This is a genomic window from Saccharopolyspora ipomoeae, assembly GCF_029952525.1.
GTDB classification, from domain to species: Bacteria; Actinomycetota; Actinomycetes; order Mycobacteriales; family Pseudonocardiaceae; genus Saccharopolyspora; species Saccharopolyspora ipomoeae.
Window position 1 is genome coordinate 55685 of sequence record NZ_JASAOF010000008.1, and the last position, 18928, is coordinate 74612.

General features: G+C 70.8%; 21 protein-coding genes. 6 read left to right on the forward strand and 15 right to left on the reverse strand.

The genetic code is table 11. The annotated features are described in order from the left end of the window. Nucleotides 1-24 precede the first annotated feature (24 nt). The 3 genes from QFW96_RS14870 to QFW96_RS14880 all read right to left on the reverse strand — a co-directional run bounded on the left by QFW96_RS14870 (nt 25) and on the right by QFW96_RS14880 (nt 3412). Entirely contained in the window at nt 25-813 is a 789-nt protein-coding gene (locus QFW96_RS14870; protein WP_281456233.1) for a S1 family peptidase, read from the reverse strand. Nucleotides 814-1521: 708 nt separating this feature from the next. Then, complete coding sequence (locus QFW96_RS14875; protein ID WP_281456234.1) at nt 1522-2181, reverse strand: response regulator transcription factor; 660 nt, start codon at nt 2179-2181, stop codon at nt 1522-1524. Further along, a complete protein-coding gene (locus tag QFW96_RS14880) occupies nt 2174-3412 on the reverse strand; it encodes a sensor histidine kinase (RefSeq protein ID WP_281456235.1) in 1239 nt (412 codons plus the stop codon). The genes QFW96_RS14875 and QFW96_RS14880 overlap by 8 nt, the downstream gene beginning before the upstream one ends. A gap of 183 nt (nt 3413-3595) precedes the next feature. Between QFW96_RS14880 and QFW96_RS14885 the strand changes: the two genes are divergently transcribed. The 3 genes from QFW96_RS14885 (at nt 3596) to QFW96_RS14895 (ending at nt 7178) form a co-directional block, all read left to right on the forward strand. Then, on the forward strand, nt 3596-5098 hold the full coding sequence (locus QFW96_RS14885) for an ArnT family glycosyltransferase (RefSeq protein WP_281456236.1): 1503 nt from the start codon (nt 3596-3598) through the stop codon (nt 5096-5098). Between the two features lie 68 nt (nt 5099-5166). Next, nucleotides 5167-5661 carry a PH domain-containing protein gene (locus QFW96_RS14890; protein ID WP_281456237.1) on the forward strand — a complete coding sequence of 165 codons (495 nt, stop codon included), beginning with the start codon at nt 5167-5169 and terminating at the stop codon, nt 5659-5661. Continuing rightward, nucleotides 5658-7178: a PH domain-containing protein gene (locus QFW96_RS14895; protein ID WP_281456238.1), complete on the forward strand. Its 1521-nt coding sequence runs from the start codon at nt 5658-5660 to the stop codon at nt 7176-7178. The genes QFW96_RS14890 and QFW96_RS14895 overlap by 4 nt, the downstream gene beginning before the upstream one ends. Before the next feature lie 18 nt (nt 7179-7196). Here the strand turns inward: QFW96_RS14895 and QFW96_RS14900 are convergent, their stop codons facing one another. The 3 genes from QFW96_RS14900 to QFW96_RS14910 all read right to left on the reverse strand — a co-directional run bounded on the left by QFW96_RS14900 (nt 7197) and on the right by QFW96_RS14910 (nt 10318). Further along, on the reverse strand, nt 7197-7391 hold the full coding sequence (locus QFW96_RS14900) for a DUF397 domain-containing protein (protein ID WP_281456239.1): 195 nt from the start codon (nt 7389-7391) through the stop codon (nt 7197-7199). After that, nucleotides 7392-8240, reverse strand: a complete 849-nt coding sequence (locus tag QFW96_RS14905) for a helix-turn-helix domain-containing protein (RefSeq protein ID WP_281456240.1) — start codon at nt 8238-8240, stop codon at nt 7392-7394. It abuts the gene before it with no gap. A 344-nt stretch (nt 8241-8584) separates the two neighbouring features. Next, nucleotides 8585-10318, reverse strand: a complete 1734-nt coding sequence (locus tag QFW96_RS14910; RefSeq protein WP_281456241.1) for a pyruvate dehydrogenase — start codon at nt 10316-10318, stop codon at nt 8585-8587. 215 nt (nt 10319-10533) lie between these two features. Here QFW96_RS14910 and QFW96_RS14915 point away from each other — a divergent pair, with 215 nt between their 5' ends. Then, nucleotides 10534-10665: a hypothetical protein gene (locus QFW96_RS14915; protein WP_281456242.1), complete on the forward strand. Its 132-nt coding sequence runs from the start codon at nt 10534-10536 to the stop codon at nt 10663-10665. A 31-nt stretch (nt 10666-10696) separates the two neighbouring features. After that, a complete protein-coding gene (gene bcp / locus QFW96_RS14920) occupies nt 10697-11170 on the forward strand; it encodes a thioredoxin-dependent thiol peroxidase (protein WP_281456243.1) in 474 nt (157 codons plus the stop codon). Between the two features lie 198 nt (nt 11171-11368). Here the strand turns inward: bcp and QFW96_RS14925 are convergent, their stop codons facing one another. From QFW96_RS14925 to QFW96_RS14950, 6 genes are read right to left on the reverse strand one after another with little or no spacing between them, the layout of a single operon-like run. Beyond that, a complete protein-coding gene (locus QFW96_RS14925) occupies nt 11369-12127 on the reverse strand; it encodes a sulfite exporter TauE/SafE family protein (RefSeq protein WP_281456244.1) in 759 nt (252 codons plus the stop codon). Nucleotides 12128-12184: 57 nt separating this feature from the next. Continuing rightward, the gene (rdgB, locus tag QFW96_RS14930; RefSeq protein WP_281456245.1) at nt 12185-12790 is read right to left on the reverse strand and encodes an RdgB/HAM1 family non-canonical purine NTP pyrophosphatase; all 606 of its coding nucleotides are present in this window, start codon (nt 12788-12790) and stop codon (nt 12185-12187) included. Further along, nucleotides 12787-13542 (reverse strand): ribonuclease PH, encoded by a 756-nt coding sequence (rph, locus tag QFW96_RS14935; RefSeq protein WP_281456246.1) that lies wholly within the window; start codon nt 13540-13542, stop codon nt 12787-12789. The genes rdgB and rph overlap by 4 nt, the downstream gene beginning before the upstream one ends. A 50-nt stretch (nt 13543-13592) precedes the next feature. Further along, nucleotides 13593-14363 carry an MBL fold metallo-hydrolase gene (locus QFW96_RS14940; protein ID WP_281456247.1) on the reverse strand — a complete coding sequence of 257 codons (771 nt, stop codon included), beginning with the start codon at nt 14361-14363 and terminating at the stop codon, nt 13593-13595. Further along, nucleotides 14360-15175, reverse strand: a complete 816-nt coding sequence (gene murI, locus QFW96_RS14945) for a glutamate racemase (RefSeq protein WP_281456248.1) — start codon at nt 15173-15175, stop codon at nt 14360-14362. Before murI ends, QFW96_RS14940 begins: the two co-directional genes overlap by 4 nt. Then, complete coding sequence (locus QFW96_RS14950) at nt 15172-15813, reverse strand: rhomboid family intramembrane serine protease (RefSeq protein ID WP_343231387.1); 642 nt, start codon at nt 15811-15813, stop codon at nt 15172-15174. Before QFW96_RS14950 ends, murI begins: the two co-directional genes overlap by 4 nt. A gap of 180 nt (nt 15814-15993) precedes the next feature. On the opposite strand from QFW96_RS14950, the gene QFW96_RS14955 reads away from it, so the two are divergent. After that, nucleotides 15994-16836 (forward strand): SMP-30/gluconolactonase/LRE family protein, encoded by an 843-nt coding sequence (locus tag QFW96_RS14955; RefSeq protein ID WP_281456249.1) that lies wholly within the window; start codon nt 15994-15996, stop codon nt 16834-16836. A 260-nt stretch (nt 16837-17096) separates the two neighbouring features. Here the strand turns inward: QFW96_RS14955 and QFW96_RS14960 are convergent, their stop codons facing one another. The 3 genes from QFW96_RS14960 to QFW96_RS14970 form a co-directional block, all read right to left on the reverse strand. Further along, the gene (locus QFW96_RS14960) at nt 17097-18047 is read right to left on the reverse strand and encodes a PLP-dependent cysteine synthase family protein (RefSeq protein WP_281456250.1); all 951 of its coding nucleotides are present in this window, start codon (nt 18045-18047) and stop codon (nt 17097-17099) included. An 11-nt stretch (nt 18048-18058) separates the two neighbouring features. Continuing rightward, nucleotides 18059-18337, reverse strand: a complete 279-nt coding sequence (locus QFW96_RS14965; protein WP_281456251.1) for a MoaD family protein — start codon at nt 18335-18337, stop codon at nt 18059-18061. Nucleotides 18338-18406: 69 nt separating this feature from the next. Next, nucleotides 18407-18862, reverse strand: a complete 456-nt coding sequence (locus QFW96_RS14970; RefSeq protein ID WP_093414820.1) for a M67 family metallopeptidase — start codon at nt 18860-18862, stop codon at nt 18407-18409. Between the last annotated feature and the right edge of the window lie 66 nt (nt 18863-18928).

An 18928-nucleotide genomic window follows, 5' to 3' on the forward strand; every position in this document is an offset into this window, starting at 1 on the left:
TGACGACCCCGGCCGGGCCGCTCGTCAGGAGTTGATCTGCTCGGTGATCACGTCGTTGTAGGCGCCGACGCGGGCGTAGATGCCCGGGAAGCCGGGCTGCGCGCAACCCTGACCCCAGGACACGACGCCGATGAGGCGGCCGTCGGCGACCATCGGGCCGCCCGAGTCGCCCTGGCAGCTGTCGATGCCGCCTTCCGGCACGCTGGCGCAGACCATCGACTCGTTGCTGTACTCCGGGTACGCCTTGGAGCAGGTCTCGTCGGCGTTGACCGGCAGCTGAGCCATCTGCAGGTGGTCGGACTGCTGACCGCCCTCGGAGGTGTTTCCCCAGCCCAGGATGGTGGCCTGGGTGTCGGGGGCGTAGGCCGGGTCGTCGGCGGTGGCGAGCTCGATGGGCGCTTCCTGCACCGGGGCGGCGAGGGTCAGCACCGAGACGTCGAAGCCCTTGGTGGCGTCGGTGTACTCGGGGTGCACCCAGATGTTGGTCACGTCCGAGACCGTGCCCTCGGTGGAGCTCATGGTGGTGCGACCGCTGACGACCTTCATGTCGGCGGCCTGCTGCCCGTCGGTGCAGTGGGCGGCGGTGAGGATCTTGGTCGGCGCGACGATCGAACCGCCGCAGAACTGCTGGCCGTCCGGCGTGGTCAGCGCGACGGTGAACGGGTGGTCGGCGATCTCGGCGTCCTGGCCGCCGACGATGTACGGGTTGACGTCGGCCGGGGCCGCCTGCGCGACGGAGGCCGAGGTCAGCGCGGCAACGGCGATCGCAGCGACTCCGGCGAACCGGGCGAGGCGACGTGGGGCATCGACCATCGTGAATCTCCTTGTCCGAAGGTCATGCCACGAGAACTCCAGCCGAAGGCCTGCCTTCCCCCAACCGGCTCCCCGCAGCAATCTTGATCGAACACTAACCAACCGAAGAACAACCGCGAAAGAGAAGCTTTTTACCGCTTTTCCCCATTAACCCGCAGGTCACAGCCTCAAGGAGAACGAAGAAATCAACAACACGGCGACAATTGCTCACCAAGAAATAGCAACAAGACAACGTCAGGCAAGCACCGGAGGTGCTTTCTCACCACCCCACCCAAGGCACTGGCACCGCCGGGGGTTCTGAGCGGCTTCGTGGCGAGCACGCCTCGACGCCGTGTATTGGACATACATAAGTCGGGGCGCGCGGAGTCCACGGAGCCGCTCAGGTTCCCCTACCCGCACCGCTAAGCAACAAGACCATCGTCAGCAGACCCGAAGGACCACGGCAAAAAGGAACCCTCGGCGCACCCCGATTGCGCCGAGGGCACCTTCGTTTCGGCCGGACCCCTCCGACCGGTTGCGCCGTCGATCCCCGAACCGATGGCGCTGACGCGTTCCCGGCCCCGACAACCGCGTGGAACGCGTCTCCTATGGTGTACCGATCTTGGGTGGAATATTCCAGAGCCAATCGGCGGACCTCACTCGATTGATCGTTAAACCTGTTGGCCCAATCCACCCGGATGGCCTAGTGACAAACCGCTGTGTCGTGCGTCACCGGGGCACGAGTCCGGCGTCGTAGGCGAGCAGCCCGGCCTGCAACCGGTTTTCGCAGTCGAGCTTGACGAGCATCCGCGAGACGTAGGACTTCACGGTCGCTTCCGACAGGTGCAGCCGGGAGGCGATCTGCGCGTTGGACATGCCGCGGCCGAGGCAGGTGAGCACGTCGATCTCGCGCTCGGTGAGGTCGCGGGTGATCCGCAGGGCGCGGTCGCGCGCGGTCTGCTCGCCTCCGGTGGCGGCGAGCAGCCGGCGCTTGGCCTCCTCGGAGAGCACGGTGTGCCCGTCGGCGGCGACGCGCACGAGACCGATGAGGTCGTGCGGGGGCGTGGATTTCACGAGGAACCCGACGGCTCCGGCGCGCAGGGCGCGCAGCACGTACTTGTCGGCGTCGAAGGTCGTCAGGGCGACGACGGACGGGTGCTCGGGCATCCCGCAGATCCGCTCGGTGGCGGTGAGCCCGTCGACGCCGGGCATCCGCAGGTCCATGAGCACGACGTCGGGCCGGTGCCGCACAACGGCTTCGACGGCGGCGGCGCCGTCCTGGGCGTCGTCGACGACTTCGATGTCGGGCGCGGAGCCGAGGATGGTGCGCAGGTGCGCGCAGACCATCGGCTCGTCGTCGACGACGAGCACGCGGATCGTCTCACGCATCGGCGCTCTCCTCGGTGGGCACGTATCCGGGCAGTACCGCCTCGACCTCGAAGCCGCCCGCGCCCTCGGGCCCGCCGTCGACGGGCCCGGAGCGGAACGTGCCGCCGACGAGCTCGACCCGCTGCTGGAGCCCGAGCAGCCCGACTCCCCCGCCGCTGTCGGCGTGTTCGCGGGGTCCGTCGGTGGCGGTGTTGCGGACGAGCACCCGCACCCGGTCGTCGCCGTAGCGGACGCGGACGTCGACGTGGGCGCCGGGAGCGTGCTTGTGCGCGTTGGTCAGCCCTTCCTGCACCACGCGGTAGGCGGTGCGGGCGACCGCGGCGGTCACCGGGCCCGCTGCTCCGTCCACGGTGTACTCGACGGACATCCCGACGGCCTGGGACTCGGCGACGAGCTCGTCGAGATCGGGCGGGGATTCGGGCGTTTCGGCGCGGTCCTCCTGCGGGTCGGTCTCGCTGCGGCGGAGCACGCCGACCAGGTCGCGCAGCTCGGCCAGGGCCTGGCTGCCGCTGGCGCGCAGCTCGTCGGCGGCCCGGCGCACGGCCGGGTCCTCACCGGCGACGGCCAGCGCGCCGGCTTGGAGCACCATCAGGTTGATCCGGTGGGTGACGACGTCGTGCATCTCGACCGCCAGCCGCGCCCGCTCGTCGGCGCGGGCCTGCGCGGCGCGCAGCTCCTGCTCTCGCTCGGCGCGTTCGGCGCGGTCGCGCAGCCCGAGCGCGGAGAGGCCGAGCAGGATCGGCACGATCGACCACAGCGCGCCGCCCAGCACCGTGTCGGCGTCGGGGAAGGTCCACGGGCGAAGGCACACCGCCGTCACGACCCCGATCAGCACCCACATCTGGCCCCGGGAGCGGCGCTGGTAGACGACGGCGGCGTAGAGGATGAGCGGCGTCAGTCCCGGCGCCCACGGGTCCGAGGGCAGGTTCACCTGCATGAACGGGCCCGGACCGAACTGGATGAGCAGCGCTTGGGCCACCGAGACCGCGGCGGCGGGCCACAGCAGCCACATCGGGTAGCGGCGGCGCACCAGCAGTCCGATGCCGAAGGCCGTGTTGAGGATGTCGGCGAGCCAGAGCCCGCCGATCCAGTCGTAGCTCTCGGGAGAGGACACCTCCGGGTAGAGCCTGCCGAGCGTCCAGACGAACACGTGCAGCCCGACGACGAGCGCGATGTCGAAGACCGCTTCGCGCCGGTCGTTCCACAGCAGCCGCCACCACGGGTGTTCCACAGCTCCCACGGTAGGCGCCGGTGCGCGGCGCACCCGGCGAGAACCGCCGAGCAGCCCGCAGGAGTAGACGAAGGTTGCACCGGCCCGCAACTTCCGGCGCGCGAGCGCTCGACGAAAAGCGGTGGTGAGCCGCTCGGCGACCGCGCTTCACTGGTGGCGCACCGCGATTTCCTGGGGGAACCGATGATCATCGATCAGACCGAGCGGTCGAGCGCGAGCGCGGGACGACCTCCGCACCCGTGGGCGATGTGGCCGACGCTGGCCATCGCCGGGGTCCTGACCGTCGCGCACGCTGTCATGGGGGCGTTCGGCGACTACTGGATCGACGAGGTCTACATGCTCGCGGCCGGGCGCTTCCACCCGGACTGGGGTTACGCCGACCAGCCGCCGCTGGTGCCGATGATCGGCGCCGCGATGGACTTCCTGGCACCGGATTCGATGTTCGTGCTGCGGCTCCCGGTCGCGCTGACCACCGGGGCGACGGTCGTGCTGATCGCCCTGCTGGCCCGCGAGTTCGGCGCCGACCGGAGGGCGCAGACGATCGCCGCGTTCGCCGGTGCCACGGGTCTGTGGGCGAACCTGGTGGGGCACTGGCTGGCGCCCTACAGCTTCGAGCCGCTGCTGTGGACGGCGTTGTTCCTGCCGCTGGTGCGCTGGCTGCGGCAGCACTCGCAGGGCGTGGCCGACGACCGGCTGCTGCTGGCGTTCGGGCTGCTGCTGGGCATCAACCTGCAGGCCAAGTTCCAGGTCGCGATCCTGTGCGCGGCGCTGCTGCTGAGCACCCTGGTGGTCGGTCCTCGGGCGCTGCTGGCTCGGCCGAAGCTGTGGGCGGGCGCCGGGATCGCGCTACTCATCGCCTCGCCCGCGCTGATCTGGCAGGCGCTGCACGGCTGGCCGCAGCTGGAGATGTCGCGGGTGGTGGCCGCCGAGTCGCCGGTGCTGTCGGGTGGTCGCGGCGGCACGGCGGTGATGCTGCTGCTCTACGCCGGTGTCCTCGGCACCGCGCTGGTGCTGATGGGGCTGTGGCTGCTGCTGGCGGAGGAGCGGCTGCGGCCGTACCGGATGTTCGCGCTGGCCATGATCGTGCTGTGGATCTTCTTCGTCGTCACCGCCGCGCGGCCCTACTACCTGATCGGGATGTACGGGCTGCCGATCGCGGCGGCGGTCGTCGGGTTGCAGCGCAGGCGCGAGGCCAAGCCGTCCCGCTGGGGGTGGGCGGCTTGGCCGGTCTACGCGGTCACCGCGCTGGCGGCCGGAGCCATGATCTTCACCGCCGACGCGATCAACCGCGGGTTCTCCTCGGCGATCACCCACGTGCAGGCCGAGCGGATCAGCGACGGCATCGCGCGGCAGGTCTCCGACGTCTACCGGGCGCTGCCACCCGAGCAGCGCTCGCGCACCGCAGTCGTCGGCGACAGCTACATCTCCGCCTCGATGCTCGACATCGGCGGCAGGCACCACCCGCTGCCCGAGGTGTTCAGCCCGCACCGCGGCTACGGGTTCTTCGGCCACCCCGACGACGGGATCGACACGATCGTGCTGTTCGCGCGCAGCGCGGACGAGATCCGGCCGTTCTTCACCGACGCCCGGCTCGCCGTCCCCGGCGACGACCTGAAGGTGTGGGTGCTCAGCGGCCGCACCGAGCCGTGGGCGCAGATCTGGCCCGCCGTCAGATCGATGCGATGAGCCGAAACCCGAGCGGCGGACCCGCGATGTCGACACAATCGGCTGCACGTCCACGAAAGGGGCCCGAAATGGCCGAGGAACTGCGGTTGCGCCCACCGCACCACCGCGTGGAGAAGCGGGCGATCGGCTGGTGGACGGCGCAGGCCCTGGCCACCGTGCTGCCGCCGGTGATCGTGCTGGTGGTGCTGGGCGCCCTGATCGCACCGGCCCGCTTCTGGCTGCTGCTGCCCGCGGTGCTCATCGCGGTGCTGGGCGCGGTCTACGTCGTGGTGATGCCGCAGTGGCGGTACCGGGTGCACCGCTGGGAGATCACCGACGACGCCGTCTACACCGCGGCGGGCTGGCTGCGGCAGGAGTGGCGGATCGCGCCGATGTCGCGGATCCAGACCGTCGACACGGTGCGCGGACCGCTGCAGCAGCTGTTCGACCTCTCCAGCGTCACCGTCACCACCGCCTCGGCGGCCGGGCCGCTGACCATCGACGGCGTGGACCGGGAGCGGGCGACGGAGGTCGTCGAGCAGCTCACCGCCACCACCCAGGCCACCCCGGGAGATGCGACGTGAACGTCGTCGACGGGCAGTGGCACCGGCTGGACGTGAGGGCCATCCCCGCCTCGGCCGCGATCGTCGTCGCGCCGATGCTGCCGACGCTGCTGGTCATGACCCTGGCCGGTGCCGGGACGACCGCGCTGCTCATCACGGTCCTGGTCGGCCTGGGCGCCGCGCTGCTCATCGTCGGCGGCGCGATCTACGAGCGGGTGTTCTTCCGGTACCGGATCACCGAGGAGCGCTTCGAGCAGCGGCAGGGCGGGGTGTTCCGCAACCACCGGTCGATCCCGCGCGAGCGGATCCGCACCGTCGACATCACCGCCGCGCCGCACGAGCGGCTGTTCGGCATCGCGACGGTGAAGGTGAGCACCGGGGCGCAGGCGGACGAGGCGACCATCAAGCTCCAGTCGATCTCCCGCGAAGACGCCGAATCGCTGCGCCGCGGCATGACCCTCGGCGACGGATCCACTGTGGACGACGCACCGGACGAGGGAGTGCTGTCGCGGCTCGAACCGCGGTGGCTCGGCTACTCGGCGCTGACCACGTCGCTGATGCTGGTGGTGTGGGGCGCCATCGGGTCCGCCGTCGGCTCCTTCGACCAGCTGCTGCGCGCGTGGGGCGTGTTCGAGGCCCTCGGCGGCGTCGTGGTGGCCCTGGGCATCGTGGCGTTCGTGCTGGTCGTGGCCGGGATCGCGCTGGTCGTCGGGGTCGTCGGGGCGTTCCTGCTGTCGCTGGAGATGTGGTGGGGCTACCAGCTCACCCGCGAACCCGGCACGCTGCGCGTCAAGCGCGGCCTGCTCACCACCCGCTCGCTGTCGCTGGAGGAGCGCCGGCTGCGCGGCGTCGAGCTCGGCGAGCCGCTGCCGCTGCGGCTGGCCGGCGGCGCCCGGCTGGGCGCGGTCGCGACCGGGCTCCAGGACAGGTCGCAGGACAAGAAGCAGCCGGAGAGCAAGACCCTGCTGCCGCCCGCGCCCCGCGCCGAGGCCCGCCGCGTGGCGGCGGCCGTGCTGCGCGACCGGCCGTTCGACCTGGCCCTCACCCCGCACCCGCGCGCCGCCCTGCGGCGGCGGATCGGCTGGGCGCTGTGGAGCGCGCTGGGCGTGGCGGTCGTGGTGGCGATCCCGGCGGTGCCCGGCTGGATCCCGACGTCCTTCGCCGTCGTCCTCGTGGTGCTCGCCCTGGCGGTCGGGCTCGGCTTCGCCGTCGACGCCCACCGCGGCCTCGGGCACGCGCTGGACGAGCGATACCTGGTGGCGCGCAACGGAAGTGCGGCCCGGAGCACGGTCGCGCTGCAGCGCGAGAACATCATCGGTTGGCGGATCTCCCGCACGGTGTTCCAGCGCCGCGCCGACCTGATGACCGTGGGCGCGACGACCGCCGCCGGATCGAGCCTCTACCGCGTCTACGACGTCCGCACCGGCGACGGCCTGGCGCTGGCCGATGAAGCCGTTCCCGGTCTCCTCACGCCTTTCCTGGAAGGCGCTGCGGCAGAGCCTGTTTCGATGTCTGACGGGGAGCGCCCCCCGAACTAGCGCGCTCCCCCGTCGGATTCAGCCCTGGTCGAACCGGCCGTTCTTCACGCCGCCGACGAAGTCCTTCCACAGCTGCGAGGCGACCTCGATGCGCCCCGCCCCCCGGTTCTTGGTGTCCCGCACACCAACGTGGTCGGCCCCGAAGCCGACCTCGACGCACTGCCCCTGCCCCTGAGATCGGGAACTCGTGCGCCAGCCGGATATGTGCGCCATCTACAGCTCTCCTATGCGTTGTTGGATGAAATCGACCGAGCCCTCGGGATCTACCGCGTGCGCCCTCAGATGATCCATCATCGTGGCGTAGTTCGTCAGCTCGATCTCGCGCTCCAGGTACAGGCCACCCACATGGGTTTCCAGGTACACCACGTCGGGGTCGATGTGGTTGGAGTAGCGCAGGATCACGAACGGACCGGCCTGCGCCGGGTGGGCACCGGCGTCCAGCGGCATCACCTGCAGCGTCACGTTCGGCAGCTGCCCCAGCTTGAGCATGTGCTCCAGCTGCCTGCGCAGCACGCCGTCACCGCCGACGCGACGCCGCAGCGCGGCCTCGCCGACCACCGCCCACAGCTCCAGCGGGTTGTCCCCGGTGACCCGCTCCTGCCGCTGGATGCGCAGGTCCACGCGTCGCCCGATCTCCGCGTCGTGCGCGCGGATGAGCGTGGACTTGGTGATGGCGTAGGCGTATTCACGCGTCTGCAGCAGCCCGGGGATCGCCTCGGACTCGTAGGTGTGAATGCTGGACGCCTCGGCTTCGAGACCCACGTAGGTCTCGTACCACTCGGGCAGCACGTCGCTGTAGGAGTGCCACCAGCCGCGCTTGCGGGCGTCGCGGGCGAGGTTGATCAGCTGGTCCCGCTCGGCGCTGTCCACCCCGTAGAAGTCCAGCAGCGCCGACACGTCACCGACCGAGGGTGATCTCTTCGCGGTCTCGAATCGACCGATCTTCGCCTGCGTGCAACCGAGATGACTGGCCGCCTGCTGCTGCGTGACCTCCGAACGGGCGCGCAACCTGCGCAATTCGGCGGCCAGTCTGCGGCGACGCACCGTGGGACTGACTGTCATGCCCCCATCCTGCCCGGCCCACCACGACGAGTCACAACCCGATCACCCGTACGACATCTTCACGCGCCCGCTCCTTCCGGGGATCCTGGTGTGCGGCGGCCCGAGCAGGAGGGCCGGACCGCCGCGCGGTGGGGGTGACAGGTGTACTTGCTCATGATGGTGTCCGTGCTGGTGTGGGCCGCGTTCTTCGGTTTCGGCCTGCTGCTGTGGTGGCGAGCCGGCCACCTCGCACCCCGACGCCCCCGGGACTGACTCAGGGACTGCTTGTGCATGCGGCGGAGCCGCATTCTCTTCCACCACCCTGGCCACCCGCACCGCCACGCAGCGCGACCAGAGCAACAGCTCTAGGGTCGCGGGACGTTGCGGAGGTTGCTTCGGGCCAGCTGGAGCATCTTGCCCACGCCGCCGGAGAGCACCGTGCGGCTCACCGCCAGGGCGAAGCCCTTGACCTGCTCGGCCGTGATGTTCGGCGGCAGCGACAGCGCGTTGGGATCGGTCACCACGTCCACCAGCGCCGGGCCCGGCCGCGACAGCGCGTCGGCGAGCGCGTCCCGGACCTCGCCCGGCTTCTCCACCCGCACCGAGTGGATGCCCGCCGCGCGAGCGATGGCGGCGAAGTCGACGCCGTCGTGATCGGTGCCGAAGTCCGGCAGGCCGTCGACCAGCATCTCCAGCTTCACCATGCCCAGCGAGGAGTTGTTGAACACCACGGTCTTCACCGGCAGCCGGTGGGTGCGCAGGCTCAGCAGGTCGCCCAGCAGCATCGCCAGCCCGCCGTCGCCGGACATCGACACCACCTGCCGGTTCGGCTCGGCCAGCTGCGCGCCGATGGCCTGCGGCAGCGCGTTGGCCATCGAGCCGTGCACGAACGAGCCCAGCACCCGGCGGCGCCCGTTCGGCGTGACGTAGCGGGCGGCCCAGACGTTGCACATCCCGGTGTCCACGGTGAACACCGCGTCCTCGGCCGCCAGGTCGTCGAGCACGTCGGCCACGTACTCGGGGTGGATGGGCACCTGCGACTCGACGTTGCGGGTGTAGGCGTCGACGACCTTCTCCAGCTGTCCGGCGTGCTCGCGCAGCATCCGGTCCAGGTACGAGCGGTCGGTCTTGGTCCGCAGCTGCGGCAGCACCGCGCGGATCGTCTCGGCGACGTCGCCGTGCACGGCCAGGTCCAGCACCGTGCGCCGGCCCAGGTGCGTGGGCTCGATGTCGACCTGCACCGTGTTGGCCTGCGGCAGGAAGTTGTCGTACGGGAAGTCGGTGCCCAGCAGCAGCACCAGGTCGGCCTTGTGCATCGCCTCGTAGCAGGCCCCGTAGCCCAGCAGGCCGCTCATGCCGACGTCGAAGGGGTTGTCGTACTGGATCCACTCCTTGCCGCGCAGCGCGTGCCCGACCGGGGCCTTGATCTTCTCCGCGAGCTCCATCACGTCGGCGTGCGCGCCGCGAGAACCCGCGCCGCAGAACAGCATCGGGCGTTCCGCCCGGTTGATCCGCTCCGCGAGCGCCGAGACCTGGTCGGCCGAGGGCAGCAGCGTCGGCGGCTCCCAGTCGACCACGCCCCGACCGGTCGGCTTGGCCGCCGACTCCTCGGCCACGTCACCCGGCATCACCAGCACCGACACCCCGCGCCTGCCCACGGCGGTCTGGATCGCGCTGCGCAGCAGCCGCGGCATCTGGGTGGGCTGGGACAGCAGCTCGCAGAAGTGGCTGCACTCGTTGAACAGCTCCTCCGGGTGGGTCTCCTGGAAGAAGCCGGTGCCGATCTGCTCCGACGGGATGTGCGAGGCCAGCGCCAGCACCGGCGCTCCGCTGCGGTGCGCGTCGTAGAGCCCGTTGATCAGGTGCAGGTTGCCGGGCCCGCAGCTGCCCGCGCACACCGCGAGCCTGCCGGTGACCTGCGCTTCGGCACCGGCGGCGAACGCGGCGGCCTCCTCGTGCCGCGTGTGCACCCACTCGATCCCCTCGGTGCGGCGGACGGCGTCGACGACCGGGTTGAGGCTGTCCCCGACGATGCCGTAGATCCGCTTCACCCCGGCCTGCACGAGTACTTCGATGAACTGCTCGGCGACGGTCGGCATGCTCGCTCCTCCGTGAACGGTTGATCGATCGGGCCACCCACTCGTCTACGCGCGGCACCAGGCACCCGCAACCCGGTAGCCCGTTCGAGGGATACCGGTAACGAACCGCCCGATTCCGGCGATCTCCACCACGTCCGCCTCGGAAGCGGTTTTCTCGCGCTACGAAAGGAATTTCGACGGTGTCCGTCCGCGTCTACATCAGGTGCGCTGTTGCCGTGACCACTTCGGCGTTGGCCGGGCTCATCGTCGGCGGATTCCTCGTCACGCATCAGCAGGCGGACCAACCCGCCATCGAGCAGGTGTCCCAGCTCACTCCCGCCGCGGGCGGTGCGGCGCTGCCCGAGTGAGCCGTCCGGCCCATCGGCTAGCGTCGCGGGCATGACCGAACAGAACCGACTTGCGGACGGCGACGCGGCGCCCGAGTTCTCGCTGCCGGACGCCGACGGCAACACCGTCTCGCTCAGCGACTACCGCGGCCGATCGGTCGTCGTCTACTTCTACCCCGCCGCGAGCACCCCGGGCTGCACCAAGGAGGCCTGCGACTTCCGCGACAGCCTCGCGGAGCTCAACGACGCCGGGTTCGACGTGGTGGGCATCTCCCCGGACAAGCCCGCCAAGCTCGCGAAGTTCCGCGACGCGGAGGGGCTGACGTTCCCGCTGCTGTCCGACGAGGACCGCTCGGTGATGACGGCCTGGGGCGCCTTCGGCGAGAAGAAGAACTACGGCAAGATCGTCCAGGGCGTCATCCGCTCGACGTTCGTCGTCGACCCCGACGGCAAGATCGCCAAGGCCCTCTACAACATCAAGGCCACCGGCCACGTAGACCGGCTGCGCAAGGACATCGGGGTCTAGGAACTGTTCCGTGGTTGCGTTGCTTGGCGGTGCCGGTAGCGGAACCTGAGCGGCTTCGTGGACTCCGTGCGCCGCTCCTTGAGTACGCCAATACGAGGCGTCCCGGCGTACTCGCCACGAAGCCGCTCAGAACCCGCGGCGGTGCGGGCTGAGTCCCACACCTGAAGCAGCGGCTCCGCCGCACTTCTCAAACGCGCATCAGTCGAAGGCCATGTAGAGGGCTACGCCCGCGGCGATGACGACCACCAGGTAGCGCAGCAGCGTCGAGGGCAGGCGCTGGGCGAGCTTGCCGCCCGCGAAGCCGCCGATGACCGTGGTCGGCACCAGCATCGCCACCGCGACCCAGTCGACCGGCGCGATCAGGGCGTAGACGACGAGCGTGGCCGCGCTGCCGATCATGCCCAGCCAGCTCTTGAGCGCGTTGAGCCTGCGCATGCTGTCGGTGGCCGCCAGCACCAGGATCGCGATCAGGATCACGCTGCGCGCGCCGCCGAAGTAGCCGCCGTAGATCGAGGCCAGGAAGATACCGACGGTGAGCAGCACCGTCCGGTCCGGCGCGCCCTCGGCGGGCGAGCCGAGCCACGTGCGGATGGTGTTCTGGAAGGCCATCAGCACCGCCGACAGCCCGACCAGCGCCGGGACCACGGCGTCGAAGACCTCGCCGGGCAGCACCATCAGCAGCGCGCAGCCGATCGCCGAGCCCGCGCAGGCCGCGATCGACGTCGTCCACAGCCTGCGCGAATTCCCCTTCAGGTCGTCGCGCTGGCTGATCGCCGCGCCCACGAAACCCGGTCCCTGCGCCACGGAGTTGGTCACGTTGGCCACCAGCGGCGGCATCCCGGTCGCCAGCAGCGCCGGGAACACCAGCAGGGAACCGCCACCGGCCACCGCGTTCACCGCGCCGGACAGGAATCCGACGACGACGAGCAGGCCCAGCTCCAACCAATCCGTGAACACGAACCGAAGTTAGCCGTCCAACCGCACCACGCCCCCACCGGGGCGAGCGGAGTCACATCACCCGGCGAGCGGTTTCAGGGAGGGGAGCAGCAGGCGGAGGGCTCGGCCTCGGTGGGAACCGGCGTCCTTCTCGGCCGGGGTGAGCTCCGCGCTGGTGCGGGTCTCGCCCTCCGGAACGAAGATCGGGTCGTAGCCGAAGCCGTTGGTGCCCCGGGGCTCCCGGATGATCGCGCCGCGCCACTCGCCGCGCACCACGGTCTCGGTGCCGTCGGGCAGCACCAGCGCGGCGGCGGAGACGAACGCGCCGCCCCGCCGCTCGTCGGGCACGTCGCCCAGCTGGCCCAGCACGAGCTCCAGGTTCGCCTGGTCATCGCCGTGCTTGCCGGACCAGCGCGCGGAGAGCACCCCGGGCATGCCGTTGAGCGCGTCGATCTCCAGGCCGGAGTCGTCGGCGACGGCGGGCAGGCCGGTGGCGCGGGCCGCGTCGGCGGCCTTGGCCACGGCGTTCTCCTCGAACGTCGCCCCGGTCTCCGGGGCCTCGGGGAACTCCGGCACGTCGGCCAGGCCCACGACCTCCAGACCGGTGACGCCCTCGGCCTCCAGGATCCGGCGCAGCTCCACCAGCTTCTTCTGGTTGCGGGTGGCCAGCAGCAACCGGGTCATGCGGCGTCTCCGGGCAGCTCGCCCGGGTACGGCTCGGCCAGCGCGGCCTCCTGCAGGCGGGCGAGCTCACCGCAGCCGGCCAGCGCGAAGTCGAGCATCTTGTCCATCGTGGACCGCGTGTAGGTGGCGCCCTCGCCGGTGCCCTGCACCTCGACCAGCGTGCCGTGGTCGGTGGCGACCACGTTCATGTCGACCTCGGCGCGGGAGTCCTCCTCGTAGGGCAGGTCCAGCCGCACCCGGCCGTCGACGACGCCGACGCTGACCGCCTGGATCGAGCAGGACAGCGGCTTCGGGTCGGACAGCCGACCGGCAGAGCCCAGCCACGTCACCGCGTCGGCCAGCGCCACGTAGGCGCCGGTGATCGCGGCGGTGCGGGTGCCGCCGTCGGCCTGGATGACGTCGCAGTCCAAGGTGATGGTGTTCTCGCCGAGCGCCGCCATGTCGATGCAGGCGCGCAGGGACCGGCCGATCAGCCGGGAGATCTCGTGGGTGCGGCCGCCGATGCGGCCCTTCACCGACTCGCGGGCGCCGCGCGTGTTGGTCGCCGACGGCAGCATCGCGTACTCGGCGGTCACCCAGCCCAGGCCGGAGCCGGTCCGCCAGCGCGGAACGCCGTCCTGCACGCTGGCCGCGCACAGCACCCGCGTGCGCCCGAACTCCACCAGCACCGAGCCCGCCGGCCAGTCCTGGTACCCGCGCGTGATCTTCACATCGCGCAGCTGATCGTCACTGCGTCCATCCGCTCTAGCCACGCCACAACCCTAAGCCCAGGCACCCGCACCTTCGCGGAAGCCCCCGCGCGTCAGACCTCGTAGGTGGCGCCCGCTTCGACGAGGTGGGCCGGGCCGCCGAAGGCCGCCTTGGCCTCGGCCTCGATGGCGGCGTGGTCGGTCCAGGGCACGAGGTGGGTGACCAGCAGGCGCTCGGCGCCGGAGGTCTCGGCGACCTCGCCCGCCTGGCGGCCGGAGAGGTGGACGTTCTCCGGGGCGTCCTCGTGGTGCTCCCAGGACGCCTCGGCGAGCAGCGCGTGCGCGCCCGCGGCGAGGTCGGTGAGCTGCTCGCACGGGCCGGTGTCACCGGTGTAGGCCAGCACCCGACCCTCGGCCTCGACGCGGAAACCCCAGGTCTGGCACAGGTGCGCCACCTCGACCGCGCGGATCGTGAACGGCCCGACCGTCACCGGCTCGGTGCTCACCGGTCGGAACTCGAACACGTCCGACAGGTCGGTCTCCGCGAGCTCCTCGGCGTTCGGCGCGTACAGCGCGGCGAGCCGCTCGGGGGAGTTGGCCGGGCCGACCACCGGCAGCCGCCGGGCGCGCGGGTCGTAGGGCGGGTTCGGCCGGTAGCGCCGGTAGACCGCGAGCGCGCCGAAGTCGGCGCAGTGGTCCGGGTGCAGGTGGCTGAACAGCAGCGCGTCCAGGTCGAACGGGTCGAGGAAGCGCTGCATCGCACCGAGGGTGCCGTTGCCCAGGTCCAGCGCGATCCGGGTGCCCCCGGACTCCAGCAGGTATCCGGAGGCGGGCGAGTCGGGTCCGGGAATGCTCCCGGCGCAACCGAGGACCGTCAGCTTCATGCGGGAGAGCCTGACATGCGCAGCGGCAGAACGGCATCGGCCGAGGGAGCCGGACCGAGAAAGCGGCGGGCCAACCGGGCGAAGCGCTCGGGCGCGCCGGTGACGCGGAACTCGTGGGAGGGCACGTGGCCGGGCTCGGCGAGCTCGTCCCGCTCGGTGAGGACCCGCACGACGTCCTTGGCCGTCTCCTCCGCGCTGGACACCAGCGTCACGTCCTCGCCCATCGCCAGCTGCAGGACCCCGGTGAGCAGCGGGTAGTGCGTGCAGCCCAGCACCAGCGTGTCGACGCCCGCCTGCTGCAGCGGGTCCAGGTAGTTCTGCGCCAGGCCGAGGACCTGGCGGCCGCTGGTGATGCCGCGCTCGACGAAGTCCGCGAACCGCGGGCAGGCCGCGGTGGTCAGCGCGATGTCCGGGGCCGCGGTGAACGCGTCGTCGTAGGCGCGGGAGCGGATGGTGGCGTCGGTGCCGATGACGCCGACCTTGCGGTTGCGGGTGGTGGCCACGGCCCGGCGCACGGCGGGCAGCACGACCTCCACCACCGGGACGGAGTAGCGCTCGCGCGCGTCGCGCAGGCAGGCCGACGAGGCCGTGTTGCAGGCGATGACCAGCATCTTCACTCCGCCGTCGACCATCGAGTCGGTGATCGCGAGGGTGCGGGAGCGGATCTCGGCCAGCGGCATCGGCCCGTAGGGGGCGTTGGCGGTGTCACCGACGTAGTGGACGGTCTCGCCGGGCAGCTGGTCCATGATCGCGCGGCTCACGGTCAGCCCGCCGACACCGGAGTCGAAGATCCCGATCGGAGCGTTGGTCACCCGGCCAGTGTGCCAGGCTCGGCCCGCGAAACCCGCCGCCGAGTGCTGCGCGCCACCAGCCACGTGGCGAGCACCCCACCGATCGCGCCGAAGAGGTGCCCCTCCCAGGAGATGCCTGGCTGACCGGGCAGAACGCCCCAGAGCATGCCGCCCCAGTAGAAGAACAGCACCACCGACACCAGGATCTGGGCGATGCTGCGCTGGGCGAACCCGCGCAGCAGCAGGAACACCATCCAGCCGAAGATCACGCCGGAGGCGCCGACGTGGTAGCCGGGCGCGCCGATCAGCCAGGTCCCGGCCCCGGCGACGATCCACACCACGGCGGTGACGCCGATGAACTGCCGGAGCCCGCCTGCCAGCAGCAGCCAGCCGAGCACGAACAGCGGCAGCGAGTTGCTGATCAGGTGCTGCCAGCCGAAGTGCAGCAGCGGCGCCCAGAGGATGCCGTCGAGCCCGTCGAGGGTGCGCGGCTGGATCCCGTTGGCGTCGAGGTCCATCGCGGGGTTCGGCACCGGTGTCGCCACGTCGTAGAGCTCGATGCCGAACAGCACGGCGACCGTGACGAGCATGCCGATCGCGGCCTTGAGCGGGTTCGTCGGCAGGACTCGCGGGCGCGGACGTTCCATCGGGCGTGTCACCCCACCGAGCCTAGCCGCAGAAATCGGGCGGGGGATCGGGAATGCCCCCGATTCCGGGTGCGCATCGGGGTGGTGACGGGAGCGTTGCGGATCTCGGGGAGGTTTCCTCCATCCGGCCCCGTCGGGTGATCCGCGCGGTAAGGTTCGGCCCCGTTGCGTCGTGTGGTTGAAAGGTGAAGTGTGCACGCCCAGGTCGACATCGCAGTGCAGGCGGCGGCGCGTTCCGGACAGGCGCCCACCTGGGACATCGGCACCGAGACCCTGCTGTGGACGGACCCGCTGGCGGGCGATGTGCACCGCTACCGGCCGGGCCACACCAACGCCACGATGACGCTGCAGCAGCGGACCGGCGGCGCGAAGCCCCGCAGCCGGGGCGGTCTGGTGTTGCACCTGCACGAGGGCATCGCGCTGTTCGACGCCCACGGCGAGCAGCGCACCTGGCTGGTCTACTGGGCCCGCGAGGGGATGACCGCGGGCGCCACGATGATCGACCGCAAGGGCCGGATGTGGGCCACCACGATGCGCACCGACGAGTCCGGTGACGGCTGGCTGGCGCGGGTGAACCCGGACGGTTCGGCAGGCGTGATCATCAAGGACCTGAAGGCCGGGTTCGGCCTGGCCACGAGCCCGGACGACTCGCGGTTCTACATCGCGGACGCGGGCACCGGCCGGATCGAGGTCCTGGACTTCGACGTCAACGCGGGTCTGATGGGCAACCGCCGCACCCTCTGCGAGGTCGGCGGCCAGCCGTCGGGGCTGGCGGTCGCCACCGACGGCACCGTCTGGACCGCGGTCCGCGACAAGGCCGAGCTCCACCGCTACTCCCCCACCGGTGAGCTCGCGGAGACGATCCCGCTCCCGGCCCAACGCCCCACGAACCTCTGCTTCGGCGGCCAGGACCTCCGAGACCTCTACATCACCACGTCCCGCGAGGACGTCCCGTCCCCCACCAGCACTGACGGCACCGTCCTCACCCTCCGCGCCCCCGCCGAAGGCCTCCGAGCCTTCGCCTTCACCGGCTGACCTCCCGCCCCCTCGGAGTGACCGGATTACGGCGGTAATCCATCAACGGATTACGGCAGTAATCCGGGTTCAACGCGGATTACCGCCGTCTTCCGTCAACGGATTACGGCGGTAATCGGGGTCCAACACGGAATACCGCCGTAATCCGCACACCGAATACCGCCGTATTCGGTCAGCCCCGAGGACCGGGTGACGGATGCGAAGAACCCCGCCTCCTGGGGAGGCGGGGTTCTTCGGGTTTCTGGTGCGGGCTCCGGGGGTCAGGCCCAGAGCTGGCCTTCGAGGCGTTGGGCCGCTTCGTCGATGGTGCCGCTGTAGGCACCGGTGGAGAGGTACTTCCAACCGGCGTCGGCCACGACGAAGGCGATGTCCGCGGACTCCCCGGCCGCGGCGGCCTTCTCCGCGATCGTCAGGGCGGCGTGCAGGACGCCGCCCGTCGAGATTCCGGCGAAGATGCCCTCGCTCTCCAGCAGCTGCCGGGTCCGGCGCAGCGCGTCGTAGGAGCCGACGGAGAACCGCCGCGAGAGCACGTCCGGGTCGTAGAGCTCCGGCACGAAGCCCTCGTCCAGGTTGCGCAGGCCGTACACGAGCTCGCCGTAGCGGGGCTCGGCCGCGACGACCTGCACCCCCGGCTTGTTCTCGTGCAGGTACCGGCCCACGCCCACCAGCGTCCCGGTCGTGCCGAGACCGGCCACGAAGTGGGTGATGGTCGGCAGGTCCCGCAGGATCTCCGGCCCGGTGCCCCGGTAGTGCGCGTCGGCGTTGGCGGGGTTGCCGTACTGGTAGAGCATCACCCAGTCCGGGTTCTGCTCGGCCAGCTCCTTGGCCATCGCGACGGCCTGGTTCGACCCGCCCGCCGCGGGCGAGGAGATGATCCGCGCGCCGTAGGCCTGCAGCAGCTGGCGCCGCTCCTCGGAGGTGTTCTCCGGCATGACGCAGACCAGCCCGTAGCCCTTGAGCTTGGCGGCCATGGCCAGCGAGATGCCGGTGTTGCCCGAGGTGGGTTCGAGGATGGTGCAGCCGGCGGTGAGCCGGCCTTCCTTCTCGGCGGCCTCGATCATGTTCAACGCCGCCCGGTCCTTGATGGAACCGGTCGGGTTGCGATCCTCCAGCTTCGCCCACAGCCGCACGTCCGGTGCGGGTGAGAGGTGCGGCAGCCCGACGAGCGGGGTCTCACCCAGCGCGTCGAGCAGCGAGCCGAATCGAGCCACGGGAGCCTCCGTCAGCGCATGCCGCCGGCGACGGCCGGCAGGATGGTGACGTTGTCGCCGTCGGAGACCTTGGCCTCCAGGCCACCGGCGAAGCGGACGTCCTCGTCGTTGACGTAGACGTTGACGAACCGGTGCAGGTTGCCCTCCTTGACCAGGCGGTCCTTGAGGCCGTTGAAGTTGGTGTCGAGGTCGTCGATCACCGCGGCGAGGTTGTCGCCCTTGGCCTCCACGGACTTCTGCCCGTCGGTGTGGGTCCGCAGGATGGTCGGGATGGAAACGTTGACTGCCATGAGGAATCCTCCTGTCCACAAAGGACTACGTAGGGAACGCGAACATGCGGTTGGGGATCGAGCCGCGGATCAGTCGCGGTCGGGAACCTCGTCGCCACCGGTGTGGGCGAACATGTACGACTCGACGACCTCCACCGGCTCCTCGGTGACCTCGCCATCGAGGATGCGGTAGGAGCGCAGTTCGTGGGTCTCGGGATCCCGCGTGGACACGAGCACGTAGTGCGCGTTGGGCTCCGAGGCGTAGGACACGTCGGTGCGCGACGGGTAGGCCTCGGTCGCGGTGTGCGAGTGGTAGATGACCACCGGCTCCTCGTCGGCGGCGTCCATGCCTCGCCACACCTGCAACTGCTCGGCGGAGTCGAACCGGTAGAACGTGGGCGAACGCTCGGCGTTGATCATCTCGATCAAGCGTTCCGGACGGTCGGACCCTTCCGGTCCGGCAATCACGCCGCACGCCTCGTCCGGGTGGTCCCGTCGGGCATGCGCGACCATCGCGTCGACGAGGTCGCGTCGGATCACCAGCACAGCAACCATCCTAGTAGGTGGGGCACCGGGCTCCCAGGATGTGAAATCGCGGGGTCGCCGGTGCGG

Coding starts and splice junctions, on each gene's coding strand:
- QFW96_RS14870 (WP_281456233.1), bottom strand. CDS start 813: ATGGTCGATGCCCCACGTCGCCTCGCCCGGTTCGCCGGAGTCGCTGCG.
- QFW96_RS14875 (WP_281456234.1), bottom strand. CDS start 2,181: ATGCGTGAGACGATCCGCGTGCTCGTCGTCGACGACGAGCCGATGGTC.
- QFW96_RS14885 (WP_281456236.1), top strand. CDS start 3,596: ATGATCATCGATCAGACCGAGCGGTCGAGCGCGAGCGCGGGACGACCT.
- QFW96_RS14890 (WP_281456237.1), top strand. CDS start 5,167: ATGGCCGAGGAACTGCGGTTGCGCCCACCGCACCACCGCGTGGAGAAG.
- QFW96_RS14900 (WP_281456239.1), bottom strand. CDS start 7,391: ATGGCGCACATATCCGGCTGGCGCACGAGTTCCCGATCTCAGGGGCAG.
- QFW96_RS14905 (WP_281456240.1), bottom strand. CDS start 8,240: ATGACAGTCAGTCCCACGGTGCGTCGCCGCAGACTGGCCGCCGAATTG.
- QFW96_RS14910 (WP_281456241.1), bottom strand. CDS start 10,318: ATGCCGACCGTCGCCGAGCAGTTCATCGAAGTACTCGTGCAGGCCGGG.
- bcp (WP_281456243.1), top strand. CDS start 10,697: ATGACCGAACAGAACCGACTTGCGGACGGCGACGCGGCGCCCGAGTTC.
- rdgB (WP_281456245.1), bottom strand. CDS start 12,790: ATGACCCGGTTGCTGCTGGCCACCCGCAACCAGAAGAAGCTGGTGGAG.
- QFW96_RS14940 (WP_281456247.1), bottom strand. CDS start 14,363: ATGAAGCTGACGGTCCTCGGTTGCGCCGGGAGCATTCCCGGACCCGAC.
- QFW96_RS14965 (WP_281456251.1), bottom strand. CDS start 18,337: ATGGCAGTCAACGTTTCCATCCCGACCATCCTGCGGACCCACACCGAC.